Below are 16006 nucleotides of genomic sequence, written 5' to 3' on the forward strand. Positions count from 1 at the left end.
GCAGTCATCGCGACAGCTTGTTTTATGTCAATCAATTACGTCCTGAATTGATATTTTCGAGTATTAAGGCAACACCTTGCCCAACACCAACACACATGGTGCACAGCGCATATTTTCCTTGTTGAATTTTCAGTTGATGCATTGCGGTAAGGACTAAACGTGTACCACTCATGCCAAGTGGATGGCCCAAAGCAATGGCACCACCATTTGGATTGATACGTGCATCATCATCCGCTAAACCCAGTTCACGAATCACAGCTAAAGCTTGTGCTGCAAAGGCTTCATTGAGTTCAATCACATCCATTTGCTCTAAAGTTAAGCCCATTTGTGCTAAAACTTTACGCACTGCAGGTACAGGCCCAATACCCATATAACGCGCTTCTACACCAGCACTTGCAATCCCTAAAACTTTCACTTGGGGAGTTAAACCATGCTGCTCAGCAAAGGCATTATTACCTAAGAGTAAACATGCAGCACCATCATTGACACCTGATGCATTGCCTGCTGTGACCGAACCTCCTTCTTTACGAAATGGTGCTTTAAGTGCATTTAAAGCCTCTAGTGTGGTTTCTGCACGTGGATGTTCATCGAGAACAACATGCACTACACCTTTTTTGCTTTTAATCTCAACTGGTAGAATCTCACGCTCAAAGCGACCTTCAGCCTGTGCTTTTGCGACTTTTTGCTGACTGTTGTAGGCAAATTGGTCTTGATCGGCACGGCTGATATTGTATTTTTCTGCCACGTTCTCAGCGGTTTCTGGCATGCTGTCCACACCAAAATTGGCTTTAAATGCAGGATTGATAAAACGCCAACCAATCGTGGTATCAAAAATTTCAGGTGTACGGCTAAATGCACTCGTCGGTTTAGACTGAACAAATGGCGCACGAGACATGCTTTCCACACCACCTGCCAAGACAAACTGCGCTTCACCTGATTTAATAGCACGCGAAGCAAGACCAACTGCATCAAGACCTGAAGCACATAAACGGTTTACGGTAATAGCAGGTACACTGTCAGGTAAACCGGCAAGCAAGCTTGCCATCCGTGCCACGTTACGATTGTCTTCACCCGCTTGGTTGGCACAGCCGAGAATCACTTCATCGACCTCCGTCCAAGGCAAATTTGGATGTTGTTGCTTCAAATACTGAATCGGCAATGCAGCCAAATCATCGGTACGAATACTACTTAAACCACCGGCATAGCGCCCAATTGGGGTACGAATCCCATCAAAAATAAATACGTCTTGCATCATTTTATCCTTAACTGGCAGCGCGTAATGGCTGCTGCGTTGACACATGTCCTTGTGCCGCTTTTTTTAATAAATATAGATTAGGACGATAACGCTCTTCACCATAAATACGATACAGATTTTGCAAAGTCTGTAAAATAATGTTGTATCCTAATTCTTGTGCCCATTGGAATGGTCCTTTAGGATAATTCACAGCAAATTTCATGGCTGCATCAATGTCTTGTTCAGACGCAATTTGATGTAAAACGGCCTCGCATCCTTCATTGACCAACATGGCAATAGTGCGCAGTACATATAATCCTGGATGATCCTGAGACCAAATCGGAATAATATTTAGACCGATAAACAACTGTTCAATCGTTTTTTGATCTATCGCTGTACACGCTGGTGAAGCTGTAACTGCAATGGCTTTGGCTTGTGACCAATCGCCATGCCAATCCATCAACACCACTTTTTGTGATGCATAATCAATTTCGGCAGATTGCCCCATTGATAAACGTAAAGACACATCACCGATGAGAATTTCAGCCATTGGCGCCGCTTCAATACGCAGATTAATATGTAAAGATTGTTGCAATAGCTCGATCAAACCCTGTGAATGTGACCAATCACCTTTGACCACCATCTCAATTTTTTCAGGTGATTTACTGTAAATCACAGGGAGTTGATACACTTTTTTAGAATGTTCTGTTCGATAGTCATAAAAACCCTGTTGAGTTTTTCGACCGAAACAGCCTGCATCGACTAATTCTTTTTGAATTAAGGATGGACGATAACGCGGTTCATCAAAAAAGGCATCATAGACACTCTGTGTGACAGAAAAATTAATGTCTTGGCCAATTAAATCGGTCAGCTCACACGGCCCCATCGAAAAGCGTCCACATTCACGCATGATAAAATCAAGCTGCTCAGGTGTGGTGGCATTTTCCTGCAGGGCACGAAATCCTTCCGCATAATAAGGACGTGCAATACGATTGACGATAAAACCAGGGGTGGATTTTGCACGTACTGGCACTTTTTTCCATGCTGTCATCAAGCTGACTAAAGCATCAGAAATTGCTGGGTCTGTTTTTAAGCCTGCAATCACTTCCACTAACTTCATCACTGGTGCTGGGTTAAAGAAATGCAAACCGACCACGCGTTCTGGATGTGGAATATTGGCAGCAATCGCAGTAATCGAGATTGAAGATGTATTGGATGCAAAGATCGTCTCAGGCGAGCAGATATCAGCAAGCTGTTGAAATAGCTTTTGTTTAACGTCTTTGTTTTCTATAATCGCTTCTACAATCAGTTGGCTGTCTGCTAATGCGTGTAAATCCGCTGCCACGTTTAAATTGGACAAGGTCAGTTGCAAGAGATCAGCCGCCATTTTTCCGGCATCTACACGTTTTTGTAATTGCTGTTTTAGTGCAGCAAAAGCACTTTCTACACGTTGTGGATCGACATCATACACATGGGTCGGATGGCCATGCATGGCCGCCAATTGTGCAATGCCGATGCCCATGGTACCGGCACCAATCACTGCCACAGGGGCATGCTGTAAATGAAGTTCTGCCATGATTTAGCATCCTGTATATTGTGGTGTACGTTTTTGCATAAAGGCTTGTACGCCTTCACGATAGTCACTGCTACGCCCTGCTAAACGCTGTAAATCACGTTCTAAAATCAATTGCTCATCGAGGCTATTAGCTGCTGCAGCATGAATGGCTTTTTTAATCAATGACAAACCATAAGTGGGTTGTGTCGCTAAATGTTCTGCCAATTTGCTGGCTTCGGCTTTCAGTTTTTCGTCTTCAACCACTTGCCAAATCATGCCCAATTGTTGTGCTTGCTCAGCAGGAATCTTATCGCCAAGCATAGCCAAAGCCATTGCTTGTGCACGACCAACCAAACGTGGCAAAAACCATGTTCCACCCGAATCTGGAACTAAACCTAAACGACAAAAGGCTTGAATAAAGGATGCTGATTTTGCAGCCAGTACAATGTCACACGCCAAAGCAATGTTGGCACCTGCACCCGCTGCTACACCATTCACTGCACACAGCACTGGTTTCGGCATTTCAGTAATCAGTTTGATCAGTGGGTTATAATACATTTCAATCGAGCGGCCTAAATCAGGTGCATCGGCATTTGGATCAACCACGCGGTCACTTAAATCTTGTCCTGCACAAAAACCTCGACCTTCCGCAGAAATCACCACTGCACGAATCTCAGCATTTTTTGCCCATGCTTTGAGAACTCCTGAGACTTCTTTGTGCATAGTTTCATTAAAGCTATTGAGTTGCTTTGGACGATTAAACGTTAAATAACCGACTGCATTTTTTTCTTCGACAATAATTGTTTGGTAATCCATTACACACCTCTAAATGCGGGTTGTCTTTTTTCTAAGAAAGCTTGAATGCCTTCCTTACGATCTTGGGTTGCTGCCAACCACACAAAATGTTGACGCTCGAGTTTTAAACCCTGGCTTAGGGTCACTTCATGAATACTTTTTAGCGACTGTTTAATCACACGAATCGCTAGGGGTGCTTGCTTGGCAATTTTTTCTGCCAATTCAACGGCATATTGCACCGTTAAAGCTGTTGGGCAAATTTGACTGCTGATCCCGTGTTGCAATGCGGTCTGGGCGCTGATCATTTCACCTGTCATTGCCCAACGCATACACAGTTGCTGACCGACGAGACGTGCCAAACGCTGTGTTCCACCTGCCCCGGGCAACATGCCTAAACCAATTTCTGGTAAAGCAAATTGTGCATTTTCACCACTCAACACAATGTCACCATGCAATGCCAATTCAAAACCTGCACCTAAGGCATAACCGTTGACGGCCATAATTAAAGGCTTTGAAAACTCATCAATCCGCTTCCACAACTGTGGTCGTTGATCCTGTTGAATGCTGACCACATCAAGTTGGGCAAGCTCATTCAAATCCGCACCTGCAGCAAAGCATTGTGAATGACCTGTAATCACGACTGCACGCACTTCACGGTCTGTATCTAAGGTTGTTAGATAATCCGCGAGCTCTTGCAATGTGGCATTGTTTAAGGCATTGCGTTTTTCAGGGCGATTCAGTTCAATGAGCACCACACCGGTTTTTGGAGAACTACTTTTTAGATATTGCATGTCCATACTTTCATTCCACACGGCGTTATTCATCAAAACTTAAGCGTACATTGGCAGTGGTTGGACGGGCTTGGCAGCTCAAGACATAACCTCTTGCAACTTCATCCTCTTCAAGACTGTAGTTGATGGCCATCTCGACTTCACCTTCAAGTACCTTACACTTACAGGTGGCACACACCCCACCTTTACAGGCATAAGGTAAATCTGCACCTGCACGTAATGCGGCATCGAGGATGCTGTCATCTTGTTTTGATACCTCAATGATCAACTCACGACCATCTAAAATAATGTTGACCTTTTCTTCACTACGTTGCGCAACTTGTTGTGCTGATGCTTTTGTAGTCGTACCTGTATTAAAACGTTCTGTATGAATCTTGCTGCGCTCAATCCCTAGCGTCGGCAAAATTTCCTCAACGGCCGTCATCATCTCTTCTGGACCACAGGCAAAGCAGTGATCAGTATCTGTACGAATCAAACCGGCTTTGGCCAACTGCTGGAGCTTTTCAGTATCAATACGACCGTTAAAGATCTCGCTGTCATTCAATTCACGTGAAAAAATATTCACCAATTGCAAACGCTGATGAAAGCGATCTTTAAGATCCATGATTTGTTCAGCAAACATGGTTTGTTTCCATGAACGATTGCCATAAACCAGTGTAAATGTGGCATCTTGCTGACGATTCAGCACTGATTTCACGATGGATAAAATTGGCGTAATTCCACTGCCTGCAGCAAAGCCTAAATAATGTTGTCCACCGACTTTTGCTGCTTTTTGGAAAAAAACCCCTTGAGGTGGCATCACCTCTAACACATCCCCTGCTTTGAGGTTTTCATTTGCCCATGTTGAAAATTGACCTTGATCAATTTTTTTAATGGCAATACTCATATCTTCTTGCACATCGCTACAAATCGAATAGCAACGACGAATTTCACCTTGCTCTGTGAGATGGCGAATAGTCAGGTGTTGACCTGGTTGATATTGAAACGCTGAGGTTTGTTCATCTTGCACAGCAAAAGAAATACAAATGGCATTTTCCGTTTGCGGCTGGATTGATTTAATGGTTAAGGGAATAAATTGACTCATTGTTAAAATCCTTCTTTTATTTTATTGCTGTGCTGTTCAGCGCACATCGATGTCCATTAGATTAAATACATTTAAAGTAATCAAAGGGCTCTAAGCAGTCTTGGCAGCGGTATAAGGCTTTACATGCAGTAGAACTAAACTCGCTTAACAGCTGTGTATGTGCACTGCCACAATGTGGGCAAGCCACGCCATCCGTCAGCGCCACATGCGTACCACACAGATGAGATGAACCTTGTGGTGGTGCAATACCGTATTCACGTAGCTTTTCTTTACCTGATTCACTCATCCAATCCGTGGTCCATGCCTCAGATAAATCCACTACTACTTTGACAGGGTGAATGTCATGCGCCAACAACGCTGTTTTGATTTCGTCTTTGAGTAAATCAGTGGCAGGACAACCGCTATAAGTTGGGGTCAAACGCACCACAATCTCTTGGCTTGCATTGAGTTCTACACCACGAATCATGCCCAAATCCAAGACCGATAACACCGGAATTTCTGGGTCAGACACCTGTTGTAAAATCTCCCAACATTGCTGCTCAACGTGTTGAATTCGGTTCATGTCACTCACTCCCTGTGAACGCTGTGATTACCACACCATCTCTGGATAGCTGCGTTGTAAATATTGCAACTCGGCAAGGACATAACCTAAATGTTCAGTATGCAAACCTTGCTTGGCTCCGCTACGGTAGGCTCCCTCTTGTGGTAGTTGTAGCTCGAAACGCGTTAATTCCGATTGAATCAGTTCTAACCATTTCGCAGGCAATATTGTTAAGTCAGGAACAATGCCGGCTTCTACCAATTGTTTTTCATCGTTAGTCAGTGCAAATAGCTCTTCGGTGAAACGCCACAATTGATTTAAACCATGTTGCACTTTGTCATGTGCTTCTTGCGTACCCAGACTTAAGCGCTCCATCCAAGCTGTTGAAAAACGTTGGTGATATTTCACTTCTTTGAGAGACTTAATCGCAAAGGCAGACAGTTCGGCATTGTTGCTATTGCTTAACGCGGCAAATAACAAGGCATGATAATGATCCATTAACCATTGACGTACGATGGTCTGTGCAAAGTCGCCATTGGGTTGTTCACAGAGCAGTAAATTGCGATATTCACGCTCAGTTCGGAAGTACGCTAAACGATCTTCATCACGTCCTAAACCTTCAATACTCCCTGCCAGTGAAAGCGCAGTACGTGCCTGACCTAATAAGTCCAAGCCAATATTCGCAAGTGCGATATCAAGCTCAAGTTCAGGTGCATGCCCACACCACTCTGCTAAACGATGTGACAAAATCAGTTGGCTGTCACCAATGTGTAATAGAAATTCGGATAAAACTTTATTGGTCATGCTGTGATCCTCCAATTACATATGCTCAATGCCGTGTGGAATGTTGTAAAAGGTTGGATGACGGTAAACCTTATCCAAATGTGGTTCAAAAAACTCCGCTTTTTCATCTGGTTGCGAACAAGTAATTAACTCAGATTTGACCACCCAAATACTGATACCTTCGTTGCGACGGGTATACACGTCACGCGCATTTTGTAAGGCTATTTCATCATCAGGTGCGCGTAAGCTACCCACATGTCGATGGCTTAAACCTTGTTTGCTACGTACGAAGACTTCGTATAAAGACCAATTGTTTTTGTTATCCATGATTAAACTTCCTGTATGTCATTGATGACTTAAATGCTTATGCAATTTTGCGCGTGTCATTGAATTGCTGTTGTTTTTTGGCATAGCTTGCTGCTGCATCACGAACCCATTTGCCGCCTTCCCATGCTTTACGACGTGCTTCAATACGTTCATGGTTGCATGGACCTTTACCTGCGATCACATTAAAGAATTCAGTCCAATTCACTTCACCAAACTCATAATGACCGGTCTCTTCATTCCACTTCAGGTCTGGATCTGGCACAGTTAAACCAAGCTGTAAAACTTGTGGCACGGTGTTATCCACGAATTTTTGACGTAAGGCATCATTACTAAACAGCTTAATTTTCCAATTCATGCTTTGTTCACTGTTCGGTGAATTGTCATCACTTGGACCAAACATCATAAGTGCAGGCCACCAAAAACGATTGACTGCATCTTGCGCCATTTGTTTTTGTTCAGGTGTGCCTTCTGCTAAACGCATCATGGCTTCAAAGCCTTGACGTTGATGGAAACTTTCTTCTTTACAAATACGCACCATGGCACGTGCATAAGGACCATACGAGGTACGGCACAAAGCAACCTGATTGACAATTGCCGCGCCATCGACCAACCAACCAATGGCTGCGACATCTGCCCAACTTAAGGTTGGATAATTAAAGATTGATGAATACTTCATGCGACCTGCAATCAGTTTATCCATCATATCGTCACGATCTGCGCCTAAGGTCTCAGCTGCGCTATAGAGATATAACGCGTGACCTGCTTCGTCTTGTACTTTGGCTAGTAATACCGCTTTACGTTTTAAGGTGGGCGCACGGGTAATCCAATTGCCTTCTGGCAACATACCAATCACTTCAGAATGTGCATGTTGTCCAATTTGGCGAATTAAAGTTTTACGATAAGCGTCTGGCATCCAATCCTTTGGCTCAATCGATACATTATTGACAATGTTGTCATCAAATCTTTGTTGTTGCGTGTTCATGTTGTCTCACTTATCCCAAGTGTTGTTAGATTCAAATTAATACGATACAAAAAATAATTCAATTGATTTTTATTGGTATCATATAAATATTTTTAACACCTATTAATAAGACACTGTTTTTATTTAATTAATATTTTTTTCATACTAAAAAATAATTTTTTCAACAAGGAATTTGATTGACAATCTGTTTTTTTAAATGCAATTTATGAAACACATATTATAAATTTAATATTAACAACGTATCATAAATGGAGTTATATCGATGTTGGATCTTGAGCAAAATTCACAAGACAATACCATTTCAGTGGATGGCAAATATGAGCCATCGGAATCTTTACTGCGCTTAAGTTCATTGGTTCTTGGACAAGAACACGTTGCATCAGCAGACTTACGTACAGTATTTCACGCCATTTCAGGTCAAGCCATTTACCAAGTCAGTAGTCATGGCATTGACACTCAAGCCGTGGTGCAATATGCCAAAACGCATGGTTCAAGTGTTGCCAATTGGACCTTTCATCAACGTGCCAATGCATTAAAGCAAATTGCACAGTACTTATTGGAACGTAAAGAAGACTACTATGCGCTTGCCGCAGCAACGGGCTGTACCCGTAAAGATGCGTGGATTGATATCGAAGGCGGTATCGGCACATTATTTGCCTATTCAAGTTTAGTCCGCCGTGAGCTGAGCGATGAAAAGGTTTGGATTGAAGATGATTTTATTCAACTGTCTAAACACGGTTCATTTGGTGCCAAGCATTTACTGAGTCCCAAAGCCGGCGTAGCAGTACATATCAATGCCTTTAACTTCCCGATTTGGGGCATGTTGGAAAAAATTGCACCGACTTTATTGGCGGGTGTGCCGTGTATTGTTAAACCTGCAACAGAAGGTGCTCAGTTGACCCATGCAGTGGTGAAGGCCATTCATGAAAGTGGTTTCTTACCTGAAGGTGCATTACAGCTGATCTGCGGTCAAACCTACGATCTCTTTGAGCATTTAAATGAACAGGACACTGTGACATTTACTGGTTCTGCCTCAACGGGACAAAAATTACGTGCACATCCGCATTTAAATGCCTATTCCATTCCATTTAGTATGGAAGCCGATTCAGTCAACAGTGCCATCCTGACAACCCAAGCCTCAGATGAAAGCATTGATTTGTTTGTCCGTGAAATTTTCCGTGAAATGACCACCAAAGCCGGACAAAAATGTACCGCGATTCGCCGAGCATTTGTCCCTACGGCTTTATTAGAGACGGTGCAACAGCGTTTAATTGAAAAGCTGAAAAAAGTCGTATTGGGTGATCCAAGCCAAGAAGGCATAACGATGGGTGCTTTGGCGAGCTATAAACAAAAGCTCGATGTTGCAGAAAAAGTCGAAATATTGGCACAAGATGCTGAGATTATTTTTGGCAGCCATTTACGCCAAGATATCACTATAAATGGTACATATCATGAAAAATCAGCCTTATATCCACCTGCAGTTTTACTTTGCCGTCAACCGCTTGATGCACAGTACGTCCATCAGGTTGAAGCGTTTGGCCCAGTGGTGACACTGATGCCGTATAGCACAGAAAGCGAGTTGGCAACCTTGGTTGCAAAAGGTGAAGGCAGTTTGGTGGCATCCATTGTACGCAATGCGGATGAAAATATTGAAAGCTTAGTCGCAAAAATTGCACCATGGCACGGTCGCCTGCATATTCTAGATACGGAAAGTTCACGTGAAAGTACAGGTCATGGTTCACCCCTACCACTTTTAGTCCATGGTGGACCTGGGCGTGCGGGTGGTGGTGAAGAATTAGGAGGCTTACGTGCAGTCAAACATTATATGCAACGTACAGCATTACAAGGCTCACCAAATGTGTTAACCCAAATTGGTCATCGCTGGACAGCAGGTGCACAAGTCTTTGAAGATCGAGTTCATCCATTTAAAAAATCATTTGATGAACTGCGTATTGGAGAGCGTTTACTAACCGCACGACGCACCATTACCGAAGCAGATATCGTTAATTTTGGTGGTTTGAGTGGCGACTATTTCTATGCACATATGGATAAAATTGCCGCTGCAGAATCATTGTTTGGTGAACGCGTTGCGCATGGTTACTTTATTGTATCTGCAGCAGCCGGTTTATTTGTAGATGCCGCAGCAGGCCCTGTTATTGCCAATTACGGTATGGATAATTTACGTTTTGTAGAGCCCGTCAAAATTGGCGACACCATTCAAGTGGAACTGACCTGTAAGCAAAAAACACCAAAAACCTTGCGTGATTCAGAACAAAAACCTCACGGCGTGGTGGTGTGGGACATTAAAGTGAAAAACCAACGTGGTGAATTGGTTGCAACCTATGACATCTTAACGCTTGTCGAGCGTGATGCATAATTTCGACTCAACCAAAAAGGAATCAATATGATTCCTTTTTTTTATATTATAGATTTATCTGTATCTTTTTTTGTAAATAGCATTGACGAATAATGAATTTCAACCTAAATTCAATTAATGATACTTTTTAAAACTAAAATAAATAATAAATGTATCAAATATATTTCAATAATAGCTTTGCACAGGAAGTTGCAAAATGAATGACAAAACAATGGTTTTAGAAACAGTTGGTTGCATCAAGCAACCTGCGATTTTAATCAAAGTAGGTAGTTTTATGGACATGAATAAAAGGAATTTCGCATGAATAATTCGCAAATAGAAATGAATACACCAGAACTTGCAATGGATATCCCCGAACAATCGAGGACACAGAAAATTGCTTTAGCAACCATCGTTGGTACCACCATCGAGTGGTATGATTATTTTATTTATGCTGCTGTTGCAGGTTTAGTTTTTAACCAACTTTTTTTTACACCTGCCGGACCTGCTTTCGGAACCCTATTAGTCTTCGCCTCGATTGGTATTAGTTTTATTTTCAGACCCTTTGGTGCCTTTATTGCAGGTTACTTTGGCGATAAATTAGGACGTAAAGCTGTACTCGCTATGACTTTGCTTTTGATGGGTGGGACGACGACCATGATTGGTTTACTTCCAACCTATGAGAATATTGGTATCGCAGCTCCGATCATTTTAATTTTATTGCGTATTTTACAAGGTATTTCTGCAGGTGGTGAATGGGGTGGAGCTGTATTAATGGCTGTTGAACACGCTCCTACCAAAAAACGTGGCTTATTTAGTTCATTTCCACAGTTAGGTGTACCACTAGGTTTGTTACTTGCATCCTTTGTTCTGGTGATTATGACCGCTTATGTTTCTCCTGGTGACGCATTTTTAGAATGGGGATGGCGCGTACCATTTTTACTCAGTATTATTTTATTTGGTTTAGGCTATTGGATTCGTCGCTCAGTTGAAGAAAGTCCAGTGTTCGAACAATTAAAAGAGCGTAAAGGCACAGCAAAAAAACCAATACGGGAACTATTTTCTGAGTATAAACAACTTATTTTAACAGCTTCCCTTCTTACTGCTGGTACAACTTCACTAGGTTATATGACAGCAGGCGGTTTCATTCAAAGTTTTACTACTAATCCAAATGGTATGGCGTTAGATCGACCAACAATTTTGAATTTAGTCTGTACTTCTGCAGTCATTTGGACATTCTTTACTTGGCTTTCAGCAGTCATGTCCGATAAATTTGGTCGAAAACCTATTTATATTTTAGGTTCAATCATCCAAATTTTAACTGCACTATTCTTATTCCCATTGGTTAGCACTGGTGAATATGTATACATTATGCTTGGTTTAGCAATACTCGCTATGGGAATTGGAATCACCTATGGTGTGCAAGCTGTTTATTATTCTGAACTCTTTCCTGCATCTATTCGATTCTCTGGTATTTCGATTACTTATGCACTGGGTTCAATCATTGGTGGTGCATTTGCTCCCCTGATTGCTGCAGCTTTAATCACTAAAGCTAACGGCATTTTCTTGGTAAGCACCTATCTGACGGTTATGGCTGTTATTGCTTTCATTGCAATCTGTGTACTTAAAGACCGCACAGGTATTACACTGGAACCAACCGATGAAGCTGAGAATGCACAAAAGAAATCGCCATTAGTTTGGAAATAATCTTAGCGTTTAGATTTTTAAAATGACTTGCACATGATGTCATTAAAAATAAGACTTGACTCGGACTTTTCAATCCGAGTTTTTTCTTGACTGATGCTTATAAATTTCTGCATATATAAACAGTCAAAAGAAGTATAAGGCTGACTAACTAAAAATGAATTGTTTAAATTAATTATTTTCTGAATGCCAATTCTTCTTTTATTGATTTTACGCTTATAAATCTTCATACCCAAGATCTTATCTAGAGTGCTTCTTTGTTTTTAAGCAATCTTAGTCTTGCAAAATAGCTTCGGAAATATGTTAAATATTGAATATGAATCACATTTCAGTTCAAGCTCCCACTTTTTTCAACTCGCTCAGGTTATAATGATCGTCTCCCAAAATACGATTGATCTAATATGAGCACCTCCAATGACCCTTTACACGGCAAAAAACTTGCTGACATCTTGGATGAATTATTGGATTACTACGGCGGTTTTGAGGGCTTAAGCCGTAAAATTGAAATTAGATGTTTTTGCATAGATCCAAGCGTTAAATCATCACTACGATTCTTACGTACTACACCTTGGGCACGTGAAAAAGTAGAAAGCTTATATTTGTATGTCTTACGCCAAAAAGCCAAACAGAAAGCATAACGATTAATACCTAAGCTCAAATAATCTTGTATAGCAGTGTGTGTTTTAAGATAAAATGAAACTGCTGAATCCTTCTAGCTATTCCTTGCACGCAGTATCTTCGCCTCAGATTTAATTCGATCCCTATTATGAGCAATCCTTTTTCCCAGCATCCTCAAATTGGTGTAGTTACTACATTTTCTGAATTGATTCACAGTCATTTCGAAGGTCAAATGAATGCGCTTTGCTGGCAACGTAGCTTACAAGGTGACTTTAAAGAAGTAGTCAAAAAACTCGAACTGATTGAAAATATTACTGAAGTTTCTATAGATGATCTGATGGAATTAAAGCTTTCAGCGCAAGGTCATTTAGCTAGAGAAATCATTTTAAATGACATGCAACAATTAACAGCATTTGGTGCATCACCCTCGCTGAATTTGCTTAAATGTTATGAACGCGATGATGAATTCGATTTCATCTCAACCGATGTTTATTCTTTTCATGTTGATCGATCACCCATCGCTACCGATACCTTTTTATGTACGTATTATGGTGCTTCCAGTGATATTGTGCCAAATGATCAAGTCACACAAAAAATCTTAATTCCTGAAATACGAGATCAACTCAAAGCTTTATACGATGGCCCTGACTCAGAGTTTGATGACTTTTTAAAGGAATATTTTTTTGATTTACATTATCAACTCAAAGACAATGCTGTGCCTGTAAATTTAGGCAATGGTCATCTATGGCGTTTAGCGGTGGATCATCCTACACAGCCAGTTTTACCTTGTGTGCACCGCGCACCTGTTGAAAATGCAGGTGAATATCGGCTTATGCTGATTTGCTGATTTTAAATATTGATAAATCCTGAGTCCATACGATCCATTCTGTCTAATGAATGAACCGTAATTGAGATCGAGCTGTATTAAGGCAGCGGTAAAGCACTGGCAGTAGCCAAATATCTGTTTGTGCTTGGTCGTATTGTACCTTGGCAAATGCAGATTCGAAATTGCTGACATTTTTAGCAAAAGTACTTTGTAAGGCCATCGAAATACCAACAGCTAAGCCTAGACGTATAAACGCCGTAAAATATAAAGACATGATTTTTCCCACTCATTTATTAAAAAAAAGTGGCGGGAATGTTTTAGGCTATCCCGCCATTAGCGGGGCATAAACAGGAGGAGGTGTTTGCAGTAAGAGATCAGGCGCTTGATAAAGATTCGTCCAAACAAATTTTGGCAAATATTCAAAGGCCTGATGCGCAATAAAAAGAATCGATTGTTGATTTTGTACAATCTAATGCGTCATAGACGGCAAATGGTCTTGATGATCTTCACCGAGTTGCAGATCACTTGCGGTATTTTTGACTGGTTTATTACTTGATTCAGATGCTTGATGCAACGAATGCTGTGGATTGGTTTCACTGCTGACGCATAAGGTATTTTGATGATGACCAAAATGATAGCTTTGAACAACTTGGGTTTGCTCTTCATGCACACAGAAAGCGGCTGCCACGTTCCAAAGGGTTTGGAACATGAACAATCCGACTAAGACTGTTATCCATGTCGCAGAACGCATATTGCATCAATCAAGAAAATTTTAACGATTATAAAGCTTGGAGTCGGTCGAAGGTCAAGTGAATCTTTGAATTTGTCTTAAAAGTGGATTGCCATAGAGATATAACGTAACGCATTCGCTTTAATCCCCTGACATGACACATTCTAAAGACAATCCATTGGTTCATGATTACAATTTTTATCGGCGAAACCTTTTTTAATTTAGTTCTGAATCATTCTTCAAATTAGCTTTTCTTGTCACAACTAAGCCGCAGAGAACCACCAATGTTGTGACACCTAAGGACAATGAAGTCTCATAACTGTAGGCTGGAGATAAAAACATATAGATCAGCACACTTAAAATCACAATAATGACAGCCCATGTCAGCCATGGAAATAGCCACATTTTAAACGCAACCTCAGTTCCATTTTTTTCGATTTGTGTTCTCAATTTAAGCTGTGAAAATGCAATCACTAAATAAACCAATAAGGCAATTGAACCTGTTGTAGACAGTAAAAATCCAAATACTTGGCCTGGAAATAAATAATTGACTGCACAGCAAATTAAGCCCACTACAGACGATGCCAATACTGCAATTGCAGGCACACCAGAGGCATTAATTGATGTGACCCATTGAGGTGCTTCTTTGCGTGTCCCCAATGAAAATAGCATCCTTGATGAACTATAAAGTGCAGCATTCATACAACTTGCAACCGCAATAAAGACTACACTATCAATAATCAATTTGGATTGAGGGACATTTAAACTGACCAAGACATATTGGAAAGTGCCTAATTGTTGTAATTGTGGTGAACGCCAATCTACCAGTGCAACCGTTATAAAAATTGAAACCACAAAAAATAAGATGACCCGATACAGTACTAAATTGGTTGCACGTTTAATTTTTTGTTCAGGATCTTTTGATTCTGCTGCAGCGATAGACAGTATTTCTACACCAAAGAATGAAAATGCTGAAATCAATATTGCTGAAAGTACACCACCCAGGCCATTTGGCATAAATCCATCATTTTTAAATAGATTTTCTACACCACTTACATTAGGTGCTAAAGGCCAAAACCCCAATATGGCGGTGAGTCCAATGGCGATAAAAATTACAATAGCCAAGACTTTTATCAGAGAAAACCAAAATTCAAACTCACCAAAACTCCGAGTACTAAAAAAGTTCGCTAAACTGAGAAGCACAATAAAGAATGTCGCAAATACAGCACTTGATATTGAAGGAAACCATGCATGCAGAATTTCTGCACCAGCGATTGCTTCAATTGGAATAACTAAAACCCAAAACCACCAATATAACCATCCGATGGTAAAGCCCGCCCAAGGCCCAATGGCTTTTCTTGCATAGGTTGAAAATGAGCCGGTGTCAGGTTGAGCTACAGCCATTTCTCCCAACATTCGCATGATTAAAAAAACCAAAATACTGGTAGTAATATAAGCAAGAACGGCGGCAGGCCCTGCTTTTGCAATCGCAGCAGATGATCCAACAAACAGTCCAGCACCAATTACACCACCAATACTGATCATTGTAATATGCCGATTAGATAGCCCTGCACCCAGTTTTGCAGTTGAATTATGTGTGGCTAAGCTATCATCATGCATCGATTAGATTCCCTGTCTGCACGGTCAGTCGTACAAATCATTATTTCCAAGATCATTAGG

General features: G+C 41.2%; 16 protein-coding genes. 4 read left to right on the plus strand and 12 right to left on the minus strand.

From position 1 onward, the window contains the following. Positions 1-31: 31 nt before the first annotated feature. From pcaF to paaA, 9 genes are all read right to left on the minus strand, one after another. A complete protein-coding gene (gene pcaF / locus FTT99_RS04215; RefSeq protein ID WP_180129809.1) occupies positions 32-1252 on the minus strand; it encodes a 3-oxoadipyl-CoA thiolase in 1221 nt (406 codons plus the stop codon). 10 nt (positions 1253-1262) lie between these two features. Beyond that, positions 1263-2810: a 3-hydroxyacyl-CoA dehydrogenase gene (locus tag FTT99_RS04220; RefSeq protein ID WP_180129790.1), complete on the minus strand. Its 1548-nt coding sequence runs from the start codon at positions 2808-2810 to the stop codon at positions 1263-1265. Positions 2811-2813: 3 nt separating this feature from the next. Continuing rightward, positions 2814-3605, minus strand: a complete 792-nt coding sequence (gene paaG / locus FTT99_RS04225; protein WP_078193733.1) for a 2-(1,2-epoxy-1,2-dihydrophenyl)acetyl-CoA isomerase PaaG — start codon at positions 3603-3605, stop codon at positions 2814-2816. Continuing rightward, positions 3605-4375, minus strand: a complete 771-nt coding sequence (locus FTT99_RS04230; RefSeq protein WP_180035256.1) for an enoyl-CoA hydratase-related protein — start codon at positions 4373-4375, stop codon at positions 3605-3607. The genes paaG and FTT99_RS04230 overlap by 1 nt, the downstream gene beginning before the upstream one ends. A gap of 25 nt (positions 4376-4400) precedes the next feature. Further along, positions 4401-5459: a 1,2-phenylacetyl-CoA epoxidase subunit PaaE gene (gene paaE / locus FTT99_RS04235; protein WP_180035206.1), complete on the minus strand. Its 1059-nt coding sequence runs from the start codon at positions 5457-5459 to the stop codon at positions 4401-4403. Between the two features lie 61 nt (positions 5460-5520). Further along, a complete protein-coding gene (gene paaD / locus FTT99_RS04240; RefSeq protein WP_180023685.1) occupies positions 5521-6021 on the minus strand; it encodes a 1,2-phenylacetyl-CoA epoxidase subunit PaaD in 501 nt (166 codons plus the stop codon). Positions 6022-6048: 27 nt separating this feature from the next. Continuing rightward, a complete protein-coding gene (gene paaC / locus FTT99_RS04245) occupies positions 6049-6804 on the minus strand; it encodes a 1,2-phenylacetyl-CoA epoxidase subunit PaaC (RefSeq protein ID WP_078193736.1) in 756 nt (251 codons plus the stop codon). 15 nt (positions 6805-6819) lie between these two features. After that, positions 6820-7110: a 1,2-phenylacetyl-CoA epoxidase subunit PaaB gene (gene paaB / locus FTT99_RS04250; RefSeq protein WP_078193737.1), complete on the minus strand. Its 291-nt coding sequence runs from the start codon at positions 7108-7110 to the stop codon at positions 6820-6822. A gap of 37 nt (positions 7111-7147) precedes the next feature. Further along, a complete protein-coding gene (paaA, locus tag FTT99_RS04255; RefSeq protein ID WP_111884663.1) occupies positions 7148-8092 on the minus strand; it encodes a 1,2-phenylacetyl-CoA epoxidase subunit PaaA in 945 nt (314 codons plus the stop codon). A 262-nt stretch (positions 8093-8354) separates the two neighbouring features. On the opposite strand from paaA, the gene paaZ reads away from it, so the two are divergent. The 4 genes from paaZ (at position 8355) to FTT99_RS04275 (ending at position 13617) form a co-directional block, all read left to right on the plus strand. Further along, a complete protein-coding gene (paaZ, locus tag FTT99_RS04260; RefSeq protein WP_180129788.1) occupies positions 8355-10469 on the plus strand; it encodes a phenylacetic acid degradation bifunctional protein PaaZ in 2115 nt (704 codons plus the stop codon). A gap of 300 nt (positions 10470-10769) precedes the next feature. Next, a complete protein-coding gene (locus tag FTT99_RS04265; RefSeq protein ID WP_180129786.1) occupies positions 10770-12155 on the plus strand; it encodes an MFS transporter in 1386 nt (461 codons plus the stop codon). Between the two features lie 398 nt (positions 12156-12553). Continuing rightward, positions 12554-12790, plus strand: coding sequence for a VF530 family DNA-binding protein (locus FTT99_RS04270; RefSeq protein WP_078193741.1), 237 nt, complete (start codon positions 12554-12556; stop codon positions 12788-12790). 128 nt (positions 12791-12918) lie between these two features. Further along, complete coding sequence (locus tag FTT99_RS04275) at positions 12919-13617, plus strand: DUF1826 domain-containing protein (RefSeq protein ID WP_111884666.1); 699 nt, start codon at positions 12919-12921, stop codon at positions 13615-13617. A gap of 43 nt (positions 13618-13660) precedes the next feature. Here FTT99_RS04275 and FTT99_RS04280 read toward each other — a convergent pair whose 3' ends face one another. The 3 genes from FTT99_RS04280 to FTT99_RS04290 all read right to left on the minus strand — a co-directional run bounded on the left by FTT99_RS04280 (position 13661) and on the right by FTT99_RS04290 (position 15946). Next, positions 13661-13870: a hypothetical protein gene (locus tag FTT99_RS04280; RefSeq protein ID WP_180129784.1), complete on the minus strand. Its 210-nt coding sequence runs from the start codon at positions 13868-13870 to the stop codon at positions 13661-13663. Between the two features lie 195 nt (positions 13871-14065). Beyond that, positions 14066-14347, minus strand: a complete 282-nt coding sequence (locus FTT99_RS04285; RefSeq protein WP_257229258.1) for a cation efflux protein, CzcI-like — start codon at positions 14345-14347, stop codon at positions 14066-14068. 195 nt (positions 14348-14542) lie between these two features. Next, complete coding sequence (locus FTT99_RS04290) at positions 14543-15946, minus strand: amino acid permease (RefSeq protein WP_180129782.1); 1404 nt, start codon at positions 15944-15946, stop codon at positions 14543-14545. Between the last annotated feature and the right edge of the window lie 60 nt (positions 15947-16006).

The sequence above is a fragment of the Acinetobacter sp. YH12040 genome (assembly GCF_013420005.1).
Taxonomy (GTDB): domain Bacteria; phylum Pseudomonadota; class Gammaproteobacteria; order Pseudomonadales; family Moraxellaceae; genus Acinetobacter; species Acinetobacter amyesii.